The 25,719-nt window shown below is 47.7% G+C and carries 21 protein-coding genes; 16 read left to right on the top strand and 5 right to left on the bottom strand.

Annotated features, from left to right (window positions below):
* The first annotated feature begins 296 nt into the window (after positions 1 to 296).
* From BWI97_RS01725 to BWI97_RS01695, 8 genes are all read left to right on the top strand, one after another.
* Entirely contained in the window at positions 297 to 596 is a 300-nt protein-coding gene (locus tag BWI97_RS01725; RefSeq protein ID WP_094810250.1) for a hypothetical protein, read from the top strand.
* Positions 597 to 644: 48 nt separating this feature from the next.
* Positions 645 to 1,097 (top strand): hypothetical protein, encoded by a 453-nt coding sequence (locus BWI97_RS01720; protein WP_146010843.1) that lies wholly within the window; start codon positions 645 to 647, stop codon positions 1,095 to 1,097.
* A 154-nt stretch (positions 1,098 to 1,251) separates the two neighbouring features.
* Entirely contained in the window at positions 1,252 to 1,662 is a 411-nt protein-coding gene (locus tag BWI97_RS01715; RefSeq protein WP_102199804.1) for a VOC family protein, read from the top strand.
* A gap of 130 nt (positions 1,663 to 1,792) precedes the next feature.
* Positions 1,793 to 2,323, top strand: a complete 531-nt coding sequence (locus BWI97_RS01710; protein ID WP_094810257.1) for a hypothetical protein — start codon at positions 1,793 to 1,795, stop codon at positions 2,321 to 2,323.
* Between the two features lie 160 nt (positions 2,324 to 2,483).
* Complete coding sequence (locus tag BWI97_RS27315) at positions 2,484 to 2,675, top strand: hypothetical protein (RefSeq protein WP_146010842.1); 192 nt, start codon at positions 2,484 to 2,486, stop codon at positions 2,673 to 2,675.
* 661 nt (positions 2,676 to 3,336) lie between these two features.
* Entirely contained in the window at positions 3,337 to 4,062 is a 726-nt protein-coding gene (locus BWI97_RS01705; protein WP_102199803.1) for a hypothetical protein, read from the top strand.
* 148 nt (positions 4,063 to 4,210) lie between these two features.
* Positions 4,211 to 4,981, top strand: coding sequence for a hypothetical protein (locus BWI97_RS01700; protein WP_094810263.1), 771 nt, complete (start codon positions 4,211 to 4,213; stop codon positions 4,979 to 4,981).
* Positions 4,982 to 5,484: 503 nt separating this feature from the next.
* Positions 5,485 to 6,024, top strand: coding sequence for a DUF998 domain-containing protein (locus BWI97_RS01695; RefSeq protein WP_102199802.1), 540 nt, complete (start codon positions 5,485 to 5,487; stop codon positions 6,022 to 6,024).
* Between the two features lie 141 nt (positions 6,025 to 6,165).
* On the opposite strand, the gene BWI97_RS01690 is transcribed toward BWI97_RS01695, so the two are convergent.
* On the bottom strand, positions 6,166 to 6,684 hold the full coding sequence (locus BWI97_RS01690) for a hypothetical protein (RefSeq protein ID WP_146010841.1): 519 nt from the start codon (positions 6,682 to 6,684) through the stop codon (positions 6,166 to 6,168).
* Between the two features lie 456 nt (positions 6,685 to 7,140).
* Here BWI97_RS01690 and BWI97_RS01685 point away from each other — a divergent pair, with 456 nt between their 5' ends.
* The 7 genes from BWI97_RS01685 (at position 7,141) to BWI97_RS28220 (ending at position 18,802) form a co-directional block, all read left to right on the top strand.
* Positions 7,141 to 9,873 (top strand): substrate-binding domain-containing protein, encoded by a 2,733-nt coding sequence (locus BWI97_RS01685; protein WP_233207724.1) that lies wholly within the window; start codon positions 7,141 to 7,143, stop codon positions 9,871 to 9,873.
* Between the two features lie 193 nt (positions 9,874 to 10,066).
* A complete protein-coding gene (locus BWI97_RS01680; protein WP_102199800.1) occupies positions 10,067 to 11,380 on the top strand; it encodes a sugar porter family MFS transporter in 1,314 nt (437 codons plus the stop codon).
* A 46-nt stretch (positions 11,381 to 11,426) separates the two neighbouring features.
* Positions 11,427 to 12,317 (top strand): carbohydrate kinase, encoded by an 891-nt coding sequence (locus tag BWI97_RS01675; RefSeq protein WP_102199799.1) that lies wholly within the window; start codon positions 11,427 to 11,429, stop codon positions 12,315 to 12,317.
* Positions 12,318 to 12,342: 25 nt separating this feature from the next.
* Positions 12,343 to 15,447, top strand: a complete 3,105-nt coding sequence (locus BWI97_RS01670) for a TonB-dependent receptor (protein ID WP_102199798.1) — start codon at positions 12,343 to 12,345, stop codon at positions 15,445 to 15,447.
* Between the two features lie 14 nt (positions 15,448 to 15,461).
* Positions 15,462 to 17,180, top strand: a complete 1,719-nt coding sequence (locus BWI97_RS01665; RefSeq protein ID WP_102199797.1) for a RagB/SusD family nutrient uptake outer membrane protein — start codon at positions 15,462 to 15,464, stop codon at positions 17,178 to 17,180.
* A 60-nt stretch (positions 17,181 to 17,240) separates the two neighbouring features.
* A complete protein-coding gene (locus tag BWI97_RS01660; protein ID WP_233207723.1) occupies positions 17,241 to 18,449 on the top strand; it encodes a glycoside hydrolase family 32 protein in 1,209 nt (402 codons plus the stop codon).
* Positions 18,446 to 18,802: a GH32 C-terminal domain-containing protein gene (locus tag BWI97_RS28220; RefSeq protein WP_233207722.1), complete on the top strand. Its 357-nt coding sequence runs from the start codon at positions 18,446 to 18,448 to the stop codon at positions 18,800 to 18,802. Before BWI97_RS01660 ends, BWI97_RS28220 begins: the two co-directional genes overlap by 4 nt.
* A gap of 368 nt (positions 18,803 to 19,170) precedes the next feature.
* Here BWI97_RS28220 and BWI97_RS01655 read toward each other — a convergent pair whose 3' ends face one another.
* Positions 19,171 to 20,652: a T9SS type A sorting domain-containing protein gene (locus BWI97_RS01655; RefSeq protein WP_102199796.1), complete on the bottom strand. Its 1,482-nt coding sequence runs from the start codon at positions 20,650 to 20,652 to the stop codon at positions 19,171 to 19,173.
* Between the two features lie 184 nt (positions 20,653 to 20,836).
* Between BWI97_RS01655 and BWI97_RS01650 the strand changes: the two genes are divergently transcribed.
* A complete protein-coding gene (locus tag BWI97_RS01650) occupies positions 20,837 to 21,445 on the top strand; it encodes a hypothetical protein (protein ID WP_102199795.1) in 609 nt (202 codons plus the stop codon).
* Between the two features lie 713 nt (positions 21,446 to 22,158).
* On the opposite strand, the gene BWI97_RS01645 is transcribed toward BWI97_RS01650, so the two are convergent.
* The 3 genes from BWI97_RS01645 to BWI97_RS01635 are packed head-to-tail and all read right to left on the bottom strand — an operon-like array spanning position 22,159 to position 25,708.
* Positions 22,159 to 23,004 carry a hypothetical protein gene (locus BWI97_RS01645; RefSeq protein ID WP_094810283.1) on the bottom strand — a complete coding sequence of 282 codons (846 nt, stop codon included), beginning with the start codon at positions 23,002 to 23,004 and terminating at the stop codon, positions 22,159 to 22,161.
* Positions 23,001 to 24,485: a DUF6850 family outer membrane beta-barrel protein gene (locus BWI97_RS01640; protein ID WP_102199794.1), complete on the bottom strand. Its 1,485-nt coding sequence runs from the start codon at positions 24,483 to 24,485 to the stop codon at positions 23,001 to 23,003. Before BWI97_RS01640 ends, BWI97_RS01645 begins: the two co-directional genes overlap by 4 nt.
* Positions 24,482 to 25,708 (bottom strand): DUF4876 domain-containing protein, encoded by a 1,227-nt coding sequence (locus BWI97_RS01635; protein WP_102199793.1) that lies wholly within the window; start codon positions 25,706 to 25,708, stop codon positions 24,482 to 24,484. The genes BWI97_RS01640 and BWI97_RS01635 overlap by 4 nt, the downstream gene beginning before the upstream one ends.
* Between the last annotated feature and the right edge of the window lie 11 nt (positions 25,709 to 25,719).

The raw sequence follows: 25,719 nt of genomic DNA, 5'->3' as shown, positions 1-25,719 counted from the left end.
CGGTAAGGTTTTTTTAGTTTGATGTACACTTCAACTCGTTACATTTTTAAACAAAGGATAGCCTGACTCCCTCGCAAGTCAATGAGCACGAAACCATTCGCACCCAGCGACGAGCTACCATTAAGCAGAAAAGGAGCAGTAATCACTTCGCAACGGCTCGATTGAACGCATGGCTGAACAGGCATCTCAACGGGCGATAAGGGTTGAAGACAGGAAACTGAAGCCAGGGCTTAATGTAGCTGGGCTTCTATCGGTCTGTCTTTATCTTTGGAGTTGTATAACCAACTAATGCCTCAATGGGACGTTTAAATCTTGCTTGTGATGCAGGCTCCCTGACTGTTTTTGAACCGGGTTTTGAAGGGGTGCCCAATGAAGTGGACTTCGTAGAAATTCAGCTAGAAGACTTTGAATTATCCACGGATCCCGGATTGACCTTAAGTGTAATCGTGAACCGGGAGGAAGAAGGTGAAACCAGCGGCGAAATTATAGCACACCTTGAAATGCCTCAGATCATTTACTTACGCAACTATCTGAATGCTTTTTTACAAATTCAGAGTCTGGAAAAGGGACCAGCCTCCGAAGATGCTCAGTCTTAAGGGGAAATAAGATTTTTAGGGAGTCGTTGAAAGGAACGGCTCCCTTTTTTGTCTTTTGCAAGCGTTTCTGGAAATATCCGGATGAATCACAGCAACGTACATCCCCTTATCGTTACTCACCGGCATAGGCACTGTCTGGTCAATGCTTCTATCATCACCTTTCCCGAATCTCAGTCGGGCATTCCGGATCCGTATAACAAAGGCGTTGAGGTGAGTTACGGGGCCACCGTACTTGATCTTCCGGATGAATTCAGGAAGATCGATACCGTGTTCTATCTAACGGATCCTTACGATCCACAACGAGAGCAACGGGAGAATGCAGCGGCTGGCCTTATAATCTGTACTGCCAATATTGGTCTTAAACCGCTCATCGTTGGCGATCAGCTTCCTGGCAGCCTTGTCCATAAACGAATACCCGAGTTGCGTATACCTGCGGGCGTGGAAGACGATCTGCCACACCCTTGTCGGTCGCTTGATGCGTTCAATTCACCCGCCGGGTAAGCGGGTTTCTTACGGATAGAACCCTTCCCAGCTTTGATAAGCGGGGAATCGCATTTCATGGTGGTAGCTCTTTGACCTGCGTATTCAGTTAAATACCGGAGCTGATTCGATGGTGAATTACTGCTTAGCTTAGCATTCCGGTTATCTCTTTGTTATGAACCAACGCATTGCTCACCTCACACTGGTAGTCCGTGATTACGATGAGGCGATTGACTTTTACACGCAGAAGCTAGGCTTCATCTTGCTGGAAGACACAAAACTAAGCCAACCGAAACGCTGGGTACTAGTAACTCCTCAGGGCGATGGCTCCTGTGCTTTACTACTAGCCAAAGCAGACGGTGCCACTCAGGAAAGTCGGATTGGCAATCAAACGGGCGGACGGGTGTTTCTCTTTCTGTACACCGACGATTTTGAAAGGGACTATCAGGCGTATCGGCAGGCGGGAATCAAGTTCGTAAGACCGCCGAAAGAAGAGGTATACGGGACAGTGGCGGTCTTTGAAGACCTCTATGGCAATTTGTGGGATCTGTTAGAACCTAACGTTTACAGGTCTTCAGGGAAATAGGTAGAGAGGAAGGAGGCCTTTTGAGAAGGCGATACGGGTGCAGACGATCAAAGAATTTGCCTTTATCTCAGGCAGTTACAACATCTTCGCTTAAGTTCGTAGCTGAGAAGTGCCAAAGACTCTATTGCCTATGAATCATTACTTGCTTGTTTGGGTAGCTCTGTTGGTCGGCTGCAGTAAGCCTACACCCCAAACCGATCCCGAACCGGAGACATTGGTACCCGAACGCGTGATTGTAGCTTTCAAGCCTGCCACTTCCACTCGGCAGGGATTTGATCTGGTCAGTTCGTATAAGCTCTCCGTAAGCTCGCTGAACATACGTTATGTTTCTTCGTTGCCCGCTGATAGCCTGGCTTACGTAACCCGGCACATGTATAGTAAACCTTACTTTGTCAAGCCTAATTTCACCGACGGCACGACCCTTATTTCTTACGTAGACTCAACCAGGAGCATTGAAGCTTTTGTGGTTTTGCAGGAACTCACTGCTACCCATCAAAAGGACTGGCTTTCTACGATAGAGCACCTGCATTTATCCGTAGCGTTAAACGGTCCCAGCCGTTGGCAATTAAACGTAGAAAAAGGCAGAGAAAAACAGTGGGCGAGCGAATTCAACAAGTCCAGCCTGGTGGACACTGCTTACGTTGAATACTTCTACAAATAGCCAGTCGTACGCATGAGTTACCGTTGAGTCCAGACCTTAGCCTCTTTAGGTAATCCCTTTCCTCAATGGAGTGAGCTAGTCAACGAACGCAAGGGTTGATAAGACAAGTAAGAGTAAACAAAACGTTTAGCCGCTCTCTAATCTAGTACCCGGTAACGCTATGTACCATCGCATTGTCATAAGGGTCGTCCTTCAAAACTTTGAACGCTTCGGTCAGGGAGACTATGAATCCATGCTAAAAGGTATGTCGCCGTCGATTATCCATACATTCAGTGGTCAGCATACCCTGGGAGGTACCCGGCATCGCATTCCAGCCATGCGGCTATGGTTTGCCGGCTTTTTCCGGGGTTGAACTTTGAAATTCGCAGCGTGGCAGTCAGCGGATGGACCTGGATGACGAAGATTGCCGTGGAATGGAGGGACCGGGCTACGTTAGCCGGGCTACGTTAGCCGGGCTACGGTAGCCGGGCTACGCTAGCCGATGGATCCAGCTACGTTAACCAGGGGATGCACTTCATCAGGATGCGGTGGGGGAAGTAGTGTATTTACGGGCCTAGCTGGACACGGCAATTCTGATTGCTACGTGTGCAGGCTTATCCGCTCATGGCATCAGCGAAGCCCTGGATCCTCCCACTGAAGATTGAGCGGATGAGTGGATCCAGCAAAACCCAGGGTATACCTGAAACGTCTACTCTTAATAGTTCTAGAACAGGTGCAGTTAGTCACAGCAGATGTTTAGTATACGCGGATAAACCCGAAGAAGACAAGCAACAAAGCCGCTGGAGAAATCTGGCGGCTTTTCGTAGTTATGTACCTTTGAATTTTGAAATTAACTTAAAAAATTGATAAGCTTTTTTCATTTTGTACGGAAAGAGATAGTAATTAAACGATTGGTATTAGATCTATCCGACCTGGTTACTGCTGTTTCCAAAACAAAAGTTATACACACGGGCTCACATTTCGTTACATCGTACCTAATTTCACCACTGGAACCCCCTTTGATAAAAATTCTGATGAAACAGTTCTTCCTTTTCTTTACCTTATTGGTCTTTACCATAGCCTGTAAGTCCACTAAAAATGATCCAGAACCCGTTATCCCGGAAGACGTTGAATACATTGACCTGGATATTGACGGTAAAAAAACCAAATGGCTTACTAGTGATACTACTGTGTTTGTAACAAGAATCAAACGTTACGCCCATTACGGAGATGAACTCGAACCAATCATTGGCTTTACGTTTGAATTCCGCCATAAACCTTACAGTGGAGCACCACTAAAAGAATACGAGAAAATAACTTTAAATTTTAATAAAAAGCTAATCCTTGAAAAGCCTGTAAGGAGTAACGAACTCATGTGTCAATACACGAAATCAGGAGTATTTGAAAATTACTTTAACCTTTTTCCCAGGAAGCCTATAAACTCTAATTTTTATCAAAAACTGGAGGAAGGTAATTTCGATGTATCCACCAGTCGTTATAATCCTGTACCAACGGCTTCGGACCACTATGAGGTGCTGGCAAGTGCTTCTGACGGGTGTAATTTTGAACTGAGTCAGGAAGGGTCTCAGGTAACTATTTCATCTGTAAAACCCTATACAGATCGCAAGGGTCAGAAGGGATGGATGATTGAAGCTACTTTTAAAATAAGACTTTATAATCCTAACACCTGGCATGAAAATGCGGCTTTTAAAACCGGTAATGGGAAATTCAAAGCTTTTATGACTGAATGCCATAATTAGTACTCAACGCCTTGTTGTTGTCTTCAAGGTTTAGTGAGTGATGAGCATCTTGGTGTAAATTCCTACTGACTTTTCCGAAACTTCCTACGCTGAACATCTGTACTTCTGTACATGAATTTGCGAGCTAGCCCTATGCCTGCTATTAACTATGGATACCTTTCTACTAACGCTTCGCGAACGAAACACTCTTCTCTACTGGTTCGGAATGCTTTGCCTGATTGGTTTCGTTGGGTGTATCACGCTGTCACTCACGACCAGCCGGCAGGTACTGGGCGTGAATGCGTTTGTGAAGCCCGCTAAATTTTTCATCGCTATCTGGATTTTTTGCTGGACCATGGGCTGGTATACCGGGCTTCTTACCCAAAAGCCGCAGGTAAATTTATACAGCTGGATCCTGGTAATCGCTATGGTGATTGAACTGGTAATCATTACCGGTCAGGCGGCTCAGGGCAAATTATCTCACTTCAATGTAAGTTCTACGCTGGATAGCCTGCTGTTTACGACCATGGGAGTAGCAATCACTATTGCAACTTTGTGGACGGCATACATCGGTTTATTATTTTTTGGACCGCATCATACCGTTACTGATGCGGCTTATCTCTGGGGTATCCGGCTCGGTATTCTTTTCTTCGTGATTTTTGCTTTTGAGGGTGGACTGATGGGAGCCCGGCTTAGTCATACCGTCGGGGCCGCCGATGGAAGCCTGGGGCTGCCAGGTCTCAACTGGAGCAAACAATACGGAGATTTGCGAATCGCCCACTTTTGGGGCATGCACGCGTTGCAGATTCTACCGCTGCTGGGGTATTATGTAACTCATCGCACCTCTGTACTCATTAGCCTGTCTGCGGTGTACTTCCTTTTAGCTACGCTGTTGTTCGTGCAGGCCCTGAGAGGAAAACCGCTCATCGCGTATTTGTGATGCTTGCTACATCTTGCGATCGATCGTATTTTGTTCAAAGATTGCTGCTTCAATAGATCAGATAAAGAGGCGAAAAACTCTTTTGAAGATAGCAAAACCGTAGCCTTTTGTTTTGACTTTAGTAGAGGAAATGCCCATTTAAAATATCCGGTGAACTGGGTAGATCAAAGCAGCTGCTTATCTGTCACTAAAGTGTCTATACTGTGAGTTGACTAAGGAGTCTTGGCGTTTCTTCATCTCTGCAATACCTGATAAAGTGTACATGCCACGAACGATTTTTACAAAATTATCCGACTCCTTTAATGGCCAGAAGCAGGGATAAGACAGCCTATATTAATCGTTCTGTGATCAGCATTTTTCAAGCTATTTTTAGATTCACTTGCCATGGACAGGCTGTTTTTAGTTAGCCGATATGTAAGAGTGCTTACGCCAACCCGCTAAAGCTGACGGCCCCGTGCTACTCATAACAAAAAACGCAGTTTATACACATCCTATCTGGTTAAATGACATTTGGTTTAGCTCTTAGTAGTATGGTTCTGCTACTGGCAGGCATAAGTTATTTTGGCTGGTGTAAGCGGGCCTACTCGCATTGGCGGGATACCATTAGTGAGCTGGGCGAAGTGGCTAGTCCCCAATGCCGCCGGGTCAGTTACGGGTTGTTTTTACCCGTTGGCTTGCTGCTAGTCCTGGTGGCCATGCTCGCTGATTCGCTGCCTATAGCCGGTTTAGCGGGGTGTATGGCAACGGGCTATAGTATGGCAGCCTTTTTTCCCTGTGACGTGGGTTCCCCCGTATCAGGTAGTGGCCGACAACAAATGCATAATGTAGGGGGAGCCGTTGAGTATCTGGGCGGTGCCTATTGGCTGACTCAAATCAGTCCTGAATGGATCGTGCTCCATTATAATCTGTATGCGGTAGGGGCCGCAAGCCTATTGGTAGGGAGCATTCTGTTATCAATTCCGGGCTTACCTCTTCGCGGTCTTATGCAGCGGTTCATGGAAGGGATTTTATTCGGATCGTTACTGCTAGCTCTATACGAATAGATGCGTCAACGCGAGTCAATTTACCAGTCATAGTCTACAAAAGACGGCTTTTTAATAAAGCTTTTTCGTTCGATCACATAGTCCAATTTCTGCTAACAATCTACTAAACAAATAGCTAAAAGCTTCTGAATTCTATAAGTTCTAATTGTACTTTTGAATACTGAGAGTAACGTTTTCTTTATTAATTACACCATCATACAGATAACAAATTTGTCTCATGACGAAAGTTCCATCGTTGCACCCAGCTGGAGGTGGGAATTTTACGTTCCAATCGAGGTGACCATTCTTGCTTTCAATGGATTGTTCAATCAAAAATCCAGGAATACAGGTGCGTGGGATGTTAGCAATCAATAATGTCTGCTTAGAAAAGTCGATGGCTGGCAAATCTCCATCATGACAACCCAAATAACGTTTATAGGTCTGATGGTCATTGATAGTAAAGGGCTCTCTTTCATTAAGTAAGCTTATATTTTTTTCAAAACATTGGGCTTGATATCCATTGAGTTTAATATTTTGCGAACCTGTAGTAACGGAATCAATTGTGGTCAAAGGGTCAACTTCTTCAGGTAACGCTTCATCTATAGCTACGGGTTGCTTTTTGCATTGTAAGAACGCTAACCCGCAAAGGCCAAGCATAATAATCAATCGTAGCTGTTTCATAGTAGTTATTTTAGAATTTAAAAAGCTTTAATCAATTATTCGTATTCTCTATTCAATTGTGCCTCTATACTTAAAATGGTGATGCTTCATTCACTTTTACAAACGAACCCATATACAAGATAGTACACATTACCACCTGTCTAAATTATTTTATGAGAAGAATCTTTTATTGATGCTGGTATTTTTGATCTCCTGCAGCAAAGAAAGATTCAGCCTATCCTATAGCTAATAGCCTTAAATCAGATCGTTTCTATTGGTACTTATACCCAGCTGAAAACTACAAAAATATACCTTACCTGAAAAAGGGTATTACACCTTCTACGAAGACTAGTCTATCTACAACCACGGGATGAGAGAGCGGGTAGCGTAAGCAGGTAAGAAAACGTAACGGTTTTGGAGAGCCAGCCCTGCTTACGCTTTTTTTAGTATCTTGTAGGATTAACAGCTTGAAACATCGTGTCTATTATTCAGAAATTCCTTCTTTGGGGTCTGCTCTTTGTTGTGATGGGATGCTCTTCCCATGAAAAGAAGGAGAAAATTACTATTGGCTTCGCTCAGTGTACTAACGGAGACGAATGGCGAAAGGCCATGGTCGCGGGGATGGAAAAAGAGCTTGGTTTTCATCCGGAAGTAAAGCTCCTCATGAAAGACGCTCATGATAACAGTCAGCTTCAAGTCCAGCAAATTCGTGAATTAGTAGCCGCTCATGTGGATTTGCTGATTATTTCTCCCAACGAGGCTCAACCCATCACGCCCGTAGTGGAAGAAGTTTTCAATCAGGGAATTCCGGTTATTATTGTGGATCGCCGGACTACGTCTAAACTATACACGGCTTACGTTGGAGGAGATAATCATCAGATTGGCCATACGGCCGGGTTGTACGTTGGAGAATTACTTCAGAAAAAAGGTCGGGTATTAGAAGTAACGGGTACGCCCAGTGCTTCGGCGGCCAGTGACCGCCATCAGGCCTTTGCCGCTACACTGAAAAACTACCCCAATATCCAGCTGGTCACTAGCCTGAACGGTGATTGGGAACAGCCTTTCGTCATTCAACGTTTGCCGGACGTTTTGAAAACTCATCCTGACCTTGACTTAATCTTTGCTCAGAACGATCGCATGGCCCTGGGCGTCTATCAGGTTTGCAAGGCAATGGGCCTGGAAAAGCGGATCAAGATAGTGGGGGTAGACGGACTTTCGGGCCCCAGTGGAGGTCTGCAGTTTGTTGAAGATGGTATTTTTAAGGCTACTCTGTTGTATCCTACGGGCGGGGAGGAGGCGATCCGTACGGCGATCCGGATTTTGGACAAAGAGCCGTACGTCAAGGAAAACATCCTGGGTACGATGGTTATTGACTCAACCAATGTACACATCTTAAAACAGCAGACGGAAAAAATCGTTGACCAGCGGCAGGATATTCAGCAACAGCAGCTTCGAATAGAACAGCAAAACAGGCTGTACAGCAGTCAGCAAACGGTTCTTTATATACTCGGTGTTTCGCTGTTGACTGCCGTAGTCTTTGGGGGCATTGCCTATACCTCGCTCCGTTCGAATCGACGGATTACGCAGCAGCTCAAAGGCCAAAACGAAGAAATCTCCAATCAGAAAAATACAATTGCCGATTTGGCGGAACAGGCCCGGCAATCTACCGAAGCGAAACTGGGCTTTTTTACCAGTTTTTCCCATGAGTTACGAACGCCGCTAACCCTTATTTTAAGTCCAGTACAGGAGCTACTTACGGCCTCTCTGCCGGGCAGTTCCCAGCGGAAAGATCTGGAAGTCATTCAGCGTAATGCTCACTGGCTGCTTAAACTCGTGGATCAGTTACTGGATTTCCGAAAGATCGAAGTAGGTAAAATGCCCATTCAGGTAGTGGAAACAAATCTGGTTGAATTTACGGGCAATCTAGTGCAGGCGTTTGAGAAAACGGCTCGACAGCGGGGTATCGACTTGCGTTTCCTGCCTTCTGAACCGGTCATGAAAGCTTGGTTTGACGGCAATTTGCTGGATAAAGTCATTGTGAATGTCCTTTCCAATGCCTTTAAGTTTACCCCCGATCAGGGAAAAATTACGGTCATTCTCCAACCGGACGATGCTAAAGAAAGCATTCGGCTGACCATTGAAGATAATGGATATGGCATGACGGAAGAACAGCAAAAGCACGTATTTGAATGGTTTTACCAGGGTACTACCGCAGGAACCGGTGGCTCGGGCATTGGACTGGCGTTAGCCAGAGAACTTATTCAGCTTCATAATGGCACCATCACCGTTCGGAGCCGCCCGAATCAGGGAAGCAGTTTTGAGATTTGCCTTCCTTCGACTAAACCCATTCTGGGCGAAGTGAGTCTGCTACCGAAGAGCCCGCCGAATCAGCACGACTGGTTAACGGAAGTCCCTTCGGAGGCTGATACCCGTGTGAATGCCGAAGCAGCTACGGTGCTGGTGATCGAAGATAATACGGAGCTTCGGGCCTTTCTGACCCGAAAGCTGAAACCCTATTATCAAATTATGGAAGCCGCCGACGGTACGGCTGGTCTGCGGCTGGCCTTTGATACGCTACCCGATGTGATCATTTCTGACGTAATGCTGCCGGGAACACTGGGTACTCAGTTAGTGGAGGCCTTGAAGCAGGACTGGCGAACGTCTCATATTCCCGTCATTCTGTTAACGGCCCGCACCGCTCAGGAGCACCAGGTAGAGGGCGTGCAGTCGGGGGCCGACTTATACCTGACTAAGCCATTTGATCCGGCTTTTCTGCTTGAAAGCCTCAAAACGCTTTTGAAGAATCGACAGTTGGTTCGGGAACATTTCAGGCGGGAATTAGCCATCGATACATCCGTACCTATTTCTCAGGCAAACGATCGGAAGTTTATTCAGGAATTGACGGCCCTGGTTGAAAAGAATATGACGCGATCTGATTTAAGTGTGGAAGAGTTAGCCCGGGAAATGGGCCTTTCCCGGGTACAGCTCTATCGAAAAGTAAAGGCGTTGTTAGACTGTGGTGTGACGGACTTTATTCAAAGCCTTCGACTGACCCAGGCCCGCGAATTATTAGCGACTCAATCCATCAGTATTGCTGAGGTAGCGTATCAGGTCGGCTTCTCATCACCTACGTATTTTTCAACGGCCTTCAAAGGAAAGTACAATATTTCACCTTCCGACTTTAAAAATTTGAACCAGCGTAAGTCATGATGTAACATGAGTTAAACAGATGTAACCTCAGTTAAAGCTAAACGAGTGCAATTTTAAATTTTAAAAGTACAATTGACCTGATTCAGAGCGGATTACTTCCACGCATTGAACACGTAACAAAGTTTAACTTTTTTGATATTGAATTTAACTATCGCAAGGGATATTCAGGCCAGTTTTGAGGAAAAATTCCTCTATGAAAAAAGTATTTCTCTGGTCGATTGTCATTGCATTGGGAGGCTTTCTCTTCGGCTTTGATACCGCGGTAATCTCGGGTGCGGAGCGAGCCATTCAGGTACTCTGGAACCTGAACGTTTTTGAACACGGGCTGACCGTTTCCATTGCTCTGATCGGGACCGTCCTCGGAGCCTTACTGGGCGGTATCCCTTCCGATCGAATAGGCAGGCGTAAAACCTTGATCGGCGTAGCTGCCCTTTACTTGATTTCATCACTAGGGGCTGCGTTATCTCCGACCTGGATTCCCTTTTTATTCTTTCGTTTTCTGGGAGGTTTAGGCGTAGGGGCTTCCTCGGTTACGGCTCCGCTGTATATATCGGAAATTTCGCCGGCCAAATCCCGGGGACGTATGGTGGCTCTTTTTCAGACGAATGTCGTATTAGGCATTCTCATTGCTTATTTATCCAATTACGCCTTTGAAGGCATTGGTGACAACGCCTGGCGATGGATGCTTGGCGTACAGGCCGTTCCTTCCTTGTTGTTCCTGCTTTTATTACTGGGCGTTCCCGAAAGCCCCCGCTGGTTGATTACGAAGCGAGGTGAGGTAGATCAGGCCCGTCAGATCTTACAAATCATCAATCCGGACGCGTATGAGCAGGATGTGCAGGCCATTCTGATTGGACAATCCAGTCAGGAACACCAGGCCGATGGACTATGGGCGAAACCCAATCGTTTCCCGGTGGTGCTAGCCCTGGTGTTTGCTTTCTTCAACCAGGTTTCGGGGATCAACGCGATCATCTACTACGCCCCCCGCATCTTTGAAATGGCCGGTTTTGAAAAAGGAGCTTCCCTGCTTTCGACGACGGGCATTGGGCTGGTGAACTTTTGCTTCACGCTACTGGCCATGAATTTCATCGATCGGTTTGGCCGCCGTACCCTCATGCTCATTGGTTCCTTTGGCGTCATTGGTACGCTGATTCTGGTAGCCCGGGCGTTTTATACGCAGCAGTTTGATGCGGTTCCGTATTACCTGTTCGTTTACATTGCCTTCTTCGCTTTTTCGCAGGGAGCCGTTATTTGGGTATTCATTTCTGAGATTTTCCCCAACAGTATCCGGGCGAAAGGTCAGGCTCTGGGAAGCTTCACGCACTGGTTCATGGCGGCCCTGATTGCCTTTACCTTTCCGTATTTGTCCGAGAAGATCGGCGGCGGACATACCTTTTCCTTTTTTGCCGTCATGATGGGTCTGCAACTGCTGTTTGTCTGGCGTATTATGCCCGAAACCAAAGGGACTAGTCTGGAACAGACGGATCGAACTCTGGTCATTCATTAATCTTCAAAAAGAAACGGTTTTTCGTTTCTAGGCAACACCTATCCATATGGACTCTACACTTACAATGGTTTGTTTCGGAGAAGTACTCTGGGACATATTACCCACGGGACGGCAAGCGGGCGGAGCTCCGTTTAACGTAGCCGTTCACGCCCACCAGCTAGGTTTCAACGTGAAACTGATCAGTCGGGTAGGGGAAGATGAGCTGGGTCACGAATTACTGGCTTTCATGGAGGAAAAGGGGATTGAAACCTCATCGGTTCAACGCGGCAAGACGCACCTGACGGGCGTAGTAAAAGCCAATGTCAGCAACCGAAGTGAAGTCACCTACCAAATTGTGCAACCCGTAGCCTGGGATTACATCAGTTATGATTCAACGGTATCGGAGTGGGTAAAAGAAGCGAACCTCTTCGTATACGGGAGTTTGGGAGCCCGCAGTGCCCGGAGTCGGGAAACCCTTTACCAATTACTCGAAGAAGCGAACTGCAAAGTATTTGATATTAACCTGCGTCCCCCGCATTATACGCGAGCGATCGTGGAGCATTTGATCGAAAAGGCTGACATCGTTAAAATGAACCACCATGAATTAGCCGAAGTGACTTCCTGGTATGAGTATCCGGGCGAACCCGAAACGGCCATGCGGCATTTGGCCGAACGGTACAATTTACGTACGGTGTGTGTGACGCGGGGTGAGAACGGAGCCTGCCTCTTACACAACGATCTCTTTTACGAAAGTCAGGGCGTCCACGTGGAGGTACAGGATACCATTGGCAGCGGAGATTCCTTTCTGGCGGCCTTATTGTACCAGTTACAAGTCAACCCATCGACTCAGGCCGCCCTTGATTTTGCCTGTGCCACGGGCTCTTACGTAGCTACGCAGCACGGAGCTACGCCGACCCTTTCCCACACCACGGTTGAATCCTTTATGCAGATGGTATAACCTTAACACTTTCTCTAAAACCTGTATGAAACACTTTTTATGGCTCGTACTGCTAGTCAGTACGATGGGGGCTACCATGGCCCAGGATAAATTACCCATTTCCGGAAAAATCACGTCAAAGACCGATGCTCAACCGATCCCTGGAGTAACGGTTTTGGAAAAAGGCACCACCAATGGCACCACCACGAACGAAAAAGGCGAGTATACACTACGGGTTTCGCCGGGGGCAACCTTGCTTTTTTCGTTCATAGGCATGGTTTCTCAGGAAGCCGCCCTGGGTAATTCCAGTGTCCTTGATATGATCCTTGAGGAAGATTTGAAAAAGCTGGATGAAGTCGTCGTCACGGGTTATAAAGCCGAACGCAAGGCCGACCTGACGGGTGCCGTTTCGGTGGTTAAACTGAGCGACATTAAAGATATTCCAACGGCTGACCCCATCAAAAATCTACAGGGACGCGTGGCGGGCATGCAGGTCACGACGAGTGGCTCGCCCGGAGCCACCGCGAGTGTACGTATCAGGGGCCAGGGAACGCTCAACAATAACGATCCTTTGTACGTCATTGACGGAATTCCTACCAAGGAAGGGCTTCAATCGATCAATCAAAATGATATTGAATCCATTCAGGTACTGAAAGATGCCTCAGCCGCTAGTATCTATGGGTCACGGGCGGGAAATGGCGTGATCATCGTCACCACCAAACGGGCGAAAGCCGGTTTTAGTCGCATTGACTTTAGTTCATTCTGGTCGTTTCAACGGTACCAATCCAAACTCAAGGTATTGAACACGGAGCAGCGGGCCCGCGTATACTGGCAAGCGGCGGTCAATGACGGCGTTACGCCCTCCAGCCCCCTGTACCAATTTAACTCGCATTTGGACGCTCAGGGAAAACCCGTCCTGGACGGCGTAAGCTATCCGGAGTTTATTGACGCCGCTCAAACCATGCGGCCAGCTAATACACGCTGGTTTGACGAAATTTCTCAAACGGGATTGATGCAGTCGTATAACCTGAACTTCTCGAATGGTGGAGAAAAGGGAACGATGCTTTTTTCACTCAATTACCTGGATCATGACGGCATCATCAGGAAAACGAATCTGAACCGCCTCACGCTTCGACTTAATTCAGATTATAATTTCTTACAGGGGAAACTCAAGGTGGGTGAAAACCTGACTTTCGCGAAAACGAGACAAACTTTACTGCCCGAAGGAGAGATCATGAACATGGCCTTGATCCAGCAATCCATCGTACCCGTTCGTACGCTTACGGGTGGCTGGGGTGGACCCGTGGCCAGTATGAGTGATCGGCAGAACCCGGTACGCCTCATCGCTGACAACCAGCAGAACAAGTCGTACGCGGGTCGCCTATTTGGGAATGTATACGCTGACCTGGAAATCCTGCCCAAACTTCAGCTTCGTACCAGTATTGGTGTGGATTATACGATCGCTAGTCAGCGAGTGCTTTACAAAGACTATACGTCAGGATTTTTATCCGACCCGATGAACCGGGCGACGAATTCGGAAAATTTTTATGGAAACTGGGTTTGGCAGAATACGTTGACGTATAGTTTGGAGCGTAACAAGCACCGTCTTGACTTTTTAGCGGGTACAGAACGGATTCGTTATAATAACCAGAGCTTCTGGGCCAGTCGCCAGGGTTTTGCTTTGCAAACGCCCGAATACATGTACCTGGATGCCGGTTCGGCTAATAAAGACAACGGCGGCACGGCCTTCGGTTACGGACTCATGTCTTTCTTTGGCAAGGTCAATTACGCCCTGGCGGACCGCTATCTGGCTTCAGTAACCGTTCGGCGGGATGGCTCTTCCCGCTTCGGAAGCGACCAGCGATACGGTACCTTTCCGGCGTTTTCGCTGGGATGGCGAGTGAGCGAAGAGCATTTTATCAAGGACAAACTATCCGCCATTTCCGATTTGAAGTTACGCTTTGGCTGGGGAGTTACCGGAAATCAGGATTTTGCCAACAACGCCATTTATCGCCTGTACGAGTCTAACTACGGCATTGACCCAACCTGGGATTTTGACATCGGAACCGCTTACGACCTAACGGGAGCCAATACGGGCAGCCTCCCTTCCGGGTACCGACTCATTCAGCAAGGAAATGATAAACTGAAATGGGAATCCACGACCCAAACCAATTACGGGATTGACTTCAGCTTATTCGAGTACAAGCTTACCGGATCAGTCGATTATTTTGTGAAGAAAACGAAAGATATTCTCGTCAGTCCGCCTTACCTGGGCGTCGTGGGCGAAGGAGGGAACCAGTGGGTAAACGGAGCTTCCATGGAAAACTCCGGCATTGAGCTGCAACTCGGGTATCAGGGGAAAATTGCCAACAAGGTCAACTTTAACTTGTCAGGTAATATTTCTTCCTACCAAAATAAAGTGACCTACCTGCCCCGGGAAGTCGTAAACTCCTACGGCGGTAATGGTCGGGATGTTACCATTCTGGGAAGATCGATTAATTCTATTTATGGCTACGTCGCCGACGGAATTTTTCAAACCCAGGAGCAGGTAGATTCCTACGCGACCCAGATCGGAAAGGGGGTGGGCCGCATTCGTTACAAAGACCTGAACGGGGATGGCGTAGTAGATGACAGAGATCGGACCTGGATCGGTAACAGTAATCCGAAATTCATGTACGGACTGAACGCTGATTTTTCCTTTAAGGGAATTGATGTAGTGCTTTTCTTCCAGGGCCTACAACGGGCGGATGTTTACAATGATAATAAGCTCCTGACGGACTTTGCTTCGCTGGCTTCGGGCGTCAACTGGGGAGAACGTACGCTGGATGCCTGGTCGCCCGACAATCCTACGTCCACGATACCGGCCCTGACGCTGACGGATAAGAACAACGAACAACGGGGGTCTTCCTATTTTGTCGAACAGGGCTCGTATCTGAAACTCCGAAACGTACAGATCGGCTATACCATTCCGGCCACGCTTCTCAAGCGGTATCGCATGCAGCAGGCCCGGTTGTATGTACAGGCTCAAAATGTTTTGACGCTTCGCAAGAAAACCGGCAACTCCGCCTACACGGGAGTAGATCCCGAAACTCCGAATGCGACCTATCCCATCCCGGCGGTGTATACGCTGGGACTTAATCTATCCTTTTAACCTCGAAATCCGTTATGAAACTAACACGCCTTTTACTGGCTACGCTCCTGATCGTAGCCGGAAATAGTTGCCAGCGAGCCTTAGACGTTGCTCCTAATGCCGTGATCGATGGCGATGCACTCAATACCCCGGAGAACATTGAAAAATTATGCACGGCTGCCTACGCAGCCATCGGCAATGACCATTACACCGCACCCTTCACCCTGTGGCCCTACGGGAACCTGCGTTCAGGGGATGCCTATAAGGGTGGGGCGGGTACGGCCGACATCAGTGCCTTCCATTTTTACGAAACCTTTTCCTACATCCGGCCCGATTTAGGCGAGAGCGATGTGATCTGGTATCGCTTATACGTATCCATCTCCCGGGCAAATGATGCGTTGAGACGCCTCAATGCGATGAGTGAGGAGGCTTTCCCAAACAAAAAAGTACGTCAGGCCGAAATGCGTTTTTTGAGGGGCCATTCCTATTTTGATCTGAAAATCCTGTTCAAGAATATTCCCTACATTGATGAGAGTGTGCCGACTGAGGAGTACGGTAAGATTTCCAACGTTACCTTATCCAATGAAGAAAGCTGGAACAAGATTGCCGATGATTTCCGGTTTGGGTCGGAAAACTTACCCGTAACGCAACCCGAAAAAGGACGGGCCGATCAGATCGCCGCCAAAGCTTACCTGGCGAAAGTGTTACTGTATCAGGCCTATCAGCAGGATGTGAACCATAACGTGACGGGCATTAACCAAGCCAAGCTAACGGAAGTGGTGACGCTTACCGACGCCGTAATCACTTCCGGCCGATACGGTTTGTTTGATGACTTCAGCAAGAATTTCCTGTATGAGTACGATAACGGTACCGAGTCGATTTTCGCCATCCAGCGTTCCAAAAATGATGGAACGCCCAAAGGTCGGCTGGACTGGAGCAGTGCCTTGAGTTATCCCATGAATTCCGAGTACGGATGCTGTGGGTTTCATCAGCCCAGTCAAAATCTGGTCAATGCCTTTCAAACGGATTCGCAGGGCTTACCCCTGTTCGATACGTTCAATCAGAAAGACGTCAAGGAATTGAGCGATTTTCAGCAACATACGTTCGATCCGCGGCTGGACCATACGGTAGCGATTCCGGGCCATCCCTACAAGTACAAGCCCGACTTTATTTATCAGGCCAGCTGGGCACGGGCTCCGGACATTTACGGTTCGTATGCTTCGATGAAAGAAACGGTAGCGTACGACAGTCCGGGTTTTCAGAAAGTACCGCCGTTTATGGGAAGTGCCAAAAACAATATTCTGCTCCGATACGCCGATGTGCTCTTGTGGAAAGCAGAAGCGTTGATTGAACTCGGTCGGGAAAGTGAAGCCTTGCCTCTCATTAATCAGATTCGGCAGCGGGCGAAGCAAAGTACGGCTCTGCTGAAGGATAAGGCAGGGAAGGCTGTTTCTTCCTACAAGTTGGAAACGTATCAGCCCGGTGTGAACTGTACCTGGAATCAGGCTTTCGCCCGACAGGCTCTGCGTTGGGAAAGACGACTGGAGTTTGCCATGGAAGGAAACCGATTTTTTGATTTGGTTCGGTGGGGAATCGCGGCTGAATACCTGAATACCTATTTCACCCAGGAAAAAATCAAGCGGGAATACCTGAAAGAAGCCCGTTTCACCAAAAACAGGGATGAGTATCTACCCATCCCTTTAAATCAGATTAACTACACGGCTAATTTGTACCAGCAAAACCCGGGCTGGTAATTCTGGAGTCTTTGCTATTTTATCTTTACCGAACTAACGGGGGTTGTACCCCTACTTACTATGAAAAGTTATCTAGTATCGGCCCTTGCTGCCGCATTGATCATAATGGATTCCAGCGTGCAGGCCCAGAGTCCGGCTCTCGCTACTTCCACCGAAAAGTACCGCCCGGCCTTTCACTTTACTCCTCAAAAGAACTGGATCAATGATCCCAATGGACTGGTGTACTATGACGGCGAATATCACCTGTTTTACCAGTACAATCCCCAGGGTAATCGCTGGGGGCACATGAGCTGGGGACACGCCGTGAGTAAGGATTTGCTGCACTGGAACGAACTGCCCGTAGCACTCAACGAGTTTGCCAACCCGGACGGAAAAAGTGTAACCATGATCTTTTCGGGGAGTGCTGTCATCGACTATGGCAACACCAGTAAGCTTTGCCCGACGGGTACAAAAGATTGCATGGTCGCCATTTATACCTCGCACGTCGATGAGAAAGGCAAGGCTTTGGCCCAGCATCAGAGTTTAGCCTACAGTGCGGACAAGGGCCGTACCTGGCAGCAGTATGCGAAGAATCCGGTACTGGAACTGAACACGAATGAGTTTCGGGATCCTAATGTATTTTGGTACGAACCCCAAAAAAAATGGGTTATGGCCGCCGTTAAACCGGATGAGTACAGCGTGCTGTTTTTTGAGTCGAAAGACCTGAAATCCTGGAAGCAGATGAGTCGGTTTGGCAAACAGGGGGATCAAAGCAAAATCTGGGAATGTCCTTCGCTGATTCAGGTCCCAATTCTCAATGAGCCGGGTAAAAGCCGCTGGGTATTATTCATTTCTTCGGGACATCGCCAGAAAGGCTACGTGGGGATGCAGTACTTTGTGGGCGATTTTGATGGTACCAACTTTACGCTCGATAAAGAAAATCCCAGGCCTGCTTCACCTGAATGGGGAAATGTCGTGGACTACGGAAAGGATTATTACGCAGCCATTCCGTACAACCACCTGCCGGCTTCAGCGAAACAACCCGTGATGATAGGCTGGATCAATAACTGGGAATACGCCAATGATCTGCCGACCGAACCATTCAAGGGTGCCATGTCACTGCCCCGGGAAATAGCCCTGAAGCGGACCAGTGAAGGGCTTATGTTAATTCAGCAGCCTAAACTTTCCGGCTTACGAAAGCAGGTACGCTACCAGCAGAAGTCGCTTTCCCTGAACAATGCCAGTCAGGGGATACCGGTAGAAATCGCTCGCCGTTTGAACTGGAAGTGACGCTGGTACCGGGCCAGTCTCAGACTCAGGGCATCCGCCTTTACAAAAATGGCTCCGAAGAAACGGTGTTATCCTACGAAAGGGGGAACATACACCTGGACCGCCGCACATCGGGAAAGGTGGCTTTCAACCAGCGTTTCCCCAGCGTAGAAGAAGCTCCCGTAACGCTGCAGAACGGAGCAGTGAAGGTACGCATCATTGCCGATGCTTCGGTGCTGGAAGTGTATGTGAATGACGGAGAAGCCGTACTAACGGAGCTGGTGTTCCCGGAAAAGACCAACGGAAAGATTGAACTGTTTACAAAGGATGGTAGCGGTCTATTTAAAGGCCTTAAAATCAGATCCCTTGAGTAAATTAATGGTTCGTTAGGTATAATTCTAAAGCATCCTGAAGAGAAGAGCTAATCCGTCAAATCAGCTCTTCTTCTTCAGGATGCTTTAGTTTTTAACCTGTGATGATTAGCTCCGGTGATAAGTCTGGTATAACAACCAGAATCTGCTCTGAAAGGCTTATGTTACTGAGGACATTGAAAAAAATCTACGGTAGGTAAAGTGCTTCATTTTCTCGAAGAGTCGTTTGCACAAGGTGATGAAGATTAGTATCGATGAAGTTCCCTGGAACAAAGAACGGTAATTGCTCAATTGTCAAACCAGCCCTGGCAGAGATTTCGGATGAGCTTTCAGGAAGGATCGTTAGTAAATCGTTATCGTAAATGAAATAACTAACGTTTAACCAGTTTATAAATCTTACGTTGCTGGTTGTATTGGATTTCTACCAAATACAACCCGGCTGGTAAGGAAGTCAAGACCAGCTCATGACTTAACGCTGTCACATTCATTTGATGGTAAACTACCTGACCCAGCACGGTGTAGACTTTCAAACCATAGGGGTTTCGGCAACGCTCCTGCATCTCAATAATAACCGGGCCCGCCGAAGGATTGGGACCAATCCTGAATACCTGCTCAATCGTACAGTTTTCTCCCAGGCCATCTATCGCTGGCAAGTTCGCAAAGGATTCCTGCAGGAAATTAGGTAAGCCGTATTGGAATCCCCTGTTCGGCCGATCCCTTAGTTGTGGCTCTAAGGTACTAATTTGACAAGCTTCTGCTTTTTCATTCGGTCGGTTGATTACGTAAGGACTAGACGTATAAAGTTTACCGTCTAGTCCTAACTGCAAGGCCCAGGTCAGGCCAATAGGTCTCTCCTGATTCGGATTTTCCTCGCCTGCCACGGGGTTCTGCCCTATAACTACCGGATACGAAAGGTAGGTAGAAGGAAAAGTGCCGTCAGTCTGCACCAGGGACAGGTCAAATTGGACAAGCGTTTCAGTAGTGGCAGGTACACGCTGACTATTAACCGTCAGATATAATTTAGAGTTATCTGGCGAAAAGGATACGCCGTACTGATCAAAAAAAGATCCCAGGCTTCGATAATTAGCGATTTTTCCAGTACTGGCATCAAAATCGTATAATTCGAACGGACGGCTCTCTAGCTCATTGTACACGGCACAGGCCAGCATTTTACCATTCGGAGAAGCTTTTAAGTAACCTGCGGCCTCCGTCAATTGCGGAGTCATGTCATTATGAATGGTACCAATTTGAAAAGTTTGCGGAGCGGAAATCCCCTGATCATTTAGCAGGAAAACATAAAACAGGTCATTGTCGTAACCGTGGGTAATCACCCAGTAATCCCTGCCATTCGTGTGCCGGACCGCAGTTAACTTTTCGGTTACCTGTGGCAGCAATTGGATGTTTTTATTAGTCGCCAAGACATCTCCTTTCCCACCATCTAGCCTCATGTCTACCAGGCTGTAATACAAACCGGGTGTTTTGTAAATGTCGTAGCGGGGACAGGTGAGGGTAAAGAGATAGTACACCTGTTCATCCGTTACGGAAGGTACAATTAATGCCCCCTGCGTAGACGTTTGAAACCCGAGCAAGTCTTTGCCATGCGGCATGACCTGATGCTGACGGTTCCAAACGGTCACGCCGTCTGAATAAAAAAGTAGATCGCCACTTTGCCGGTGTGAAGTAACGGCAATGGCTTCCGGGCTACTCGATGCTCCATCAAACAGAGGAGTTGGTGGAAAATTACGGAAGCTTAAGCCGACATTACGGCCGTAATACCAATGCGTGGTTTCCTGCTGAGCGAAGACAGGATAGAAGAGTAAGAAGCAGCTAAGAATGAAGACTAATCGTTTCATAAAGCTAAGGTTGCAGTAATCATTAAAGCTAAAATGAATACGAATCCGTTATCGATTCATGATTCAGACATCTCTACTTCGTTGCGTAAATACCGGTACGTTAAAGTAAACAAACAGAGATAGGATCAATACCCATAAAGTAGCAAAGATTATACACTAAATTGCAGCAGTTAAACTTTAACCTATGAAAACAACTTCGATTGTACTACTAGTATTGCTTCTGTTCACCCTTAGTTGTCAGAAAAAAGAATCTATTCAACCCAAAAATGAAGTAGAATTGCTTTACCAGCGTTTCCATGGGAAATACAAGATCATCAGTGCCACTAGTAGTGAGTCCGTTGACGCTAATTTTGACGGGATCTCTTCCAGTAATTTGCTTCAGGAAATAGGCGAATTAAATAACTACGGTAACTTTCTGGAAATCAGAGTTAAAAACGTTGATAAAGCTGTCTTCTTATTCACGCAATTTTGGCCAGAACAATATGTGTACACGTATACCGGGACTAATCCAGATTGGAATGGTGCTGATACGCTGAGCTATAACCAGAAGTATAGTGTTCATTACAATCAGCAGGGTTCTGGCTACAGGTTCTCTTTCGCTGATGATTTGAGTCAGATCATAATTACACCTAACGAGCAAGCACATCCAGTGCGTTGGGTTAAGCCTGAATCAGCCTTTATAGAAGCAAAAGATCGAATTCGATTGACAAATAAACGTAGGCTCTATACAAAACAGGGGGTCAGGGAAGTGATCATTACAACCATCTACGAGCGTTTTACCAGCGAAATGTAATGATGAAAGTATGTTTATTTTTATATCAAAATTCCCTGATAGTATCGTATCAGGGAATTTTGGTTTTAGATTGATGGCAAAGCAGATTTCATAAGTATTTTAAAATTTATTTGATCTTTATAAGTAAAGGCAATGGTTCTATAACCCATTAGATGTTAGGTAATAAAAGAGGTAAGACAAATGTCAAGGTTGCTAAATTGCCCTTTTTAAAGTTACTCCCGGAAGCAGTGTTTAAAAATACCCCAGTTAGGTGAGACAGAATGTTAAAAATTGCTTTTCTGCAATGCAAGCGTTTAGTGTAATAAGATCGTCGTTGCTTACCCGTGCTGGCTATCTTAGGTATACTGGCTATCAATCGTAATGGGAGAAAAAGCGACATAGCCAACGAGTTCGGTTTGAGACTCTGTGACCAGTGAAGAGGTAAGCGGGCTGTTTATCTAAGCCGTTCTACAATCAACGGTTCAGCGTGATCACTGTGGGGATGATCGACAAACGCTTCTTTGATTAGTGGGTAAATAAAGGGGGAGTCAGCCGGTTAGGCTTCTCGAATTCAAATTTTTGTATCATAGGACTAAATCATAAAGTAAACCTACTAACACGTTAAAGGAATGGCAGGTCAGTCAACGATTACGTATTAAAACTTACGCTATGTTCATAAAAAGGAAAGAACCGCTCCTGTTGAATGGTTCTTTCCTTTTAAAAACAAACGACTATTACCAGGCTCTTAGTAAATCAATCGCTTTCAAACCCTGAGGGGTTACATAGTGCATACGTTGCTTTCGATAGCGGTTTAATGTATGCATAGCTCGTTGATAAATAACTGAATCGATGGCTGCGGCCCGGTAGCCTTTAGGAACCGCGTATGTAAAATAGCCCTGTTTGGCATTGTGCGTAGGAATATGAAAGAAATCACGCTTGACAAACTGACTGGTTTTCTTTTGCTGCTGACTGGCTTGTACAAAAAAGTCAACCGCATGTTTGGGATAGCCGAACAGGTAACCATAGGCCCGGTAACGATCGTGCGGAGCTTCATACTCCGTGAGCAAAACCACCATACCTGCCGAAGCTCCTTCCGTTAAACCCCACTGCCCAAAGAAGGGAGCATACTGTCGAAGTTTCCGGTCCAATACGGATCGTCTGCACACGACCACATCCAGATAGCGTCGATGCCGTTCGTACAACTGATGAAAGGGCATCAGAACAAATTCAAGTTCCGGCCCACTTAGAGCCTTGAGTATCCGCTGCAAGCTGCGAACGGAATCCAGAGCCGCCTGATTCAGAGCTACTTCGGCCGTCCCTTCCGAAAGTGTACTGTCTTCCACTGTAAAGGCAAAAGACTTGACCGTACTAATGGGTTTAAGCGTGTCGGCCAGCGTATACAGGGCTTCGTGGTCGAGAGCGTAGTGGAGCAGACTATCGGCCCATCTTTTCTCGGAGGGGTTCAACGCTTCGTAACCCGCAAAAAGAAGTGGGGCCTGACGAGCCGAAGTGGAAGGCATCCGTTGACAAGCCAGCAACAAGGCCATCAAAAGAAACGTATAGATAAGAGCGTGTTTCATTGAGCGTAGTTAAAAAATTGGAGGGTTAAGCTGGTCAGTAGTCGATGTCCCGAAGCGGTTGAACTTAGGGGTTGTTGAAACCATACTCGCCCGCTGATTCGCAGAAAGCCTTTTCGCAGCCGATGATCCAGCCCTAATTCCGTCTCCAGTTCGGCTCGATGGGCACCGAGGTGGTGAAAATCCGGCGTTACCAGTAGGGAAGTCAGTTCCGTAGGGCGTAGGGCTTGATACTGGGAAGCAAGAGTGTAGAAACCCGTCAGATCAGATTCCGTGAAGAAAGACCAGCGAGAAGAAACCGGCCTTCGAAAAATGACCCGGCCTCCGGCTTCCAGCTGATCAATCACCCAGGAAGTTTGATTCAGAATGTTCTGAATGGATTGTCCCTGATAAAAAATTTTGCCTTGAAACTGTCGGCTTTTCAAACCATGCTGCCCTTGCCTGGTCCAGGTAAGGCCGAGGTTCTGATGAGAGGTTTGTACGTTAATGGCCTGAAAAATGGGATCTTCCCCATCCCCGGATTGATAGGTTCCTGAGAGGGAAAAGCGTTGTAACTGGTTCATCGCACGCCGTTCCAGTTCGGCTAAGACGGTCCCTTTTCGCTGCGTGTAGCGTCCATTCCAACGGGTGGTCGAAATGCCTTCCACTCCCTGTTCCTCAAGCTGATGGAGCGTAACGCTTACCAGTAGCGTACGCGTGCGGGTTAGGTGTTTGCCCACTTGCAGGCCCCCGCTCCAGGCATTACCCGTGGTAAGTAAGTCGGAGGTGACGACACTGGAGCGGTCAAAACTGCCATAACCCCTGAGCCGGTACAATTGCGGGTTTTGGGACGAATAATACCCCACCTGATTTTCTTCCCGACTGGATTGATACTCCATCCAGCCCCCAATCCAGGTCTGGTTAGCTAGGGCCCACTGGACGCCCGGACGCAAGGCAATCGTACGAAAACGATAAAAGGGCTTGGGAGTATTCAACCGGGCTCCCTGTCCCACCTGATACTGCGTAAGCAAACCCAGACGCCATCGGGCTGTCAGTGGATAGGCGGCGGCCAGTTGCAGGTGAATGTGATCCCGTTGCCAGTCCCCGCCAAATTCATCAGCCCAGACAAAAGGGTTGCCACTCAGCGGATTAGCCGTATTGCCCCAGCGTTGATCCCGATCTTCGTGTTTCTGATAATCAAAAGAACCCTGTAGTCGCCAGTTATTCAGTCGCTTGAGTCCTTCACTGTGAAAACCCGCCTGCCGGTTTTCGCCCGCCTGCTGGGGACGACGATACGCCCCAGCTTGTCGTAAGACGTGCAGGCCCGTCCGGCTGTAATCAGGCATGGGTACTTCGAGCAGGCCCGCCGGATTACGGGCCTGACTCCAGGTATTTACGGGAACAAGGAATCGATTGCGAACGTACAAAGACGAATCGGATAGCTGGGCCAGAGCCGGGAACCCGGCCAGCCAGCCCAGCAATCCGATCAGATAGCAGGGTTTCATTGAAAGGAGCGGGGCGTGGGTTTACTTAACTTTTCGAAATCACTCCCCGAATTGTTCAAATCCTGTAAAACCCGGCGACCGTTGAGCGTGGTAGCCGTTTTGCGACGAAAACTCTCGCTGGTATACGTGCCGCTGGCAAACACAAAGCCGGCATCGACGCTGGCCGGAATGCGTTTGAATGCTCCACTGTTCGCATCCTGTAAGCCCTCAAACGCGTCAATGATTTGCCCGATGGGCAGTTTAATGCGGGGTTCCAACGAAGCCGCCGAAGGAATGGCCACTTTCTCAAGCGTATTGAAATCGGACGTTCTGAAAATCACCAGGCCGGGTCCAAAAACGGGTAAAAGCCAGTCGAAGCCGCCGGTGAAATAGACCCGTTCCAGGTTAGGTACCGAGGGAGAATCTGTATCCCGATTGTCAGGGCGTTGATTATAGGTTTCCCAATCGGCGTTTGCCAGATTAACCGGACTGTTGGGGTTCCCCGCCGGATCAGTCTGATGGTTAATGCCATCCTGAGCAATAAGGATACTCTTGCCGGGTTCGAGTAAATGCTGACGGCCCGTACCCGGAATACGCCATACGCTATTTAGGTACACATGGCGGGTATCGTCTTTAAAATCCGTGGGCGTTGAATTGGGATTAATCTGACCGGATACTCCGTACACATCCGCAATGCACAGGCCATCCAGAGCAATGGTTGAGTCGGAGTTGTTGTAAATTTCAACAAACTGATCTGAAAAGTAATTGCCATTGTTCGGCGTTTTGGAAGCGGTATAGTATACTTCCTTGATGAGCAGTGTTCCCGCCGGAGCTCCCGCCAGCTCCAGGGAAATCGTTTGATTCGAGGAAGCCGTAATCGAAACCGAACGCTGAACGGCATTCAGCGTCAGGGCTTGCCTGAAAACGTTGGTAATTCGTTCCGCGTCGGTAGCGGATAAGGCCTGGGTAGCAGAAACGGTATACGTTCCGGGCAGTACACTGGGAAAGCGAACGGTCCCGTTGGCATCGGTGGTCTGGGCTGGAAGCTTCTCACCACCCGTAGTACTTTCCAGGGTTACGGTAATCCCCGCTCCGGCTTTAACGGCGTAGGTGCTCGGGTACGACACCGTTACGGTCACCGGAAGGGCTTCGACGACGTCTTTGTCGCGGCAGGAAACAAGCAGAAACCCTAAACTTAGCAGCAGGCATGATAAACGAAAATGGGAATAGAATAGTTGAATCATGAGTACAGAGA

The sequence above is a fragment of the Siphonobacter sp. BAB-5405 genome, from assembly GCF_002872335.1.
Lineage (GTDB): Bacteria > Bacteroidota > Bacteroidia > Cytophagales > Spirosomataceae > Siphonobacter.
The sequence above is the reverse complement of the archived record's forward strand: the minus strand, read 5'-3'. Positions and strand labels throughout refer to the sequence as shown.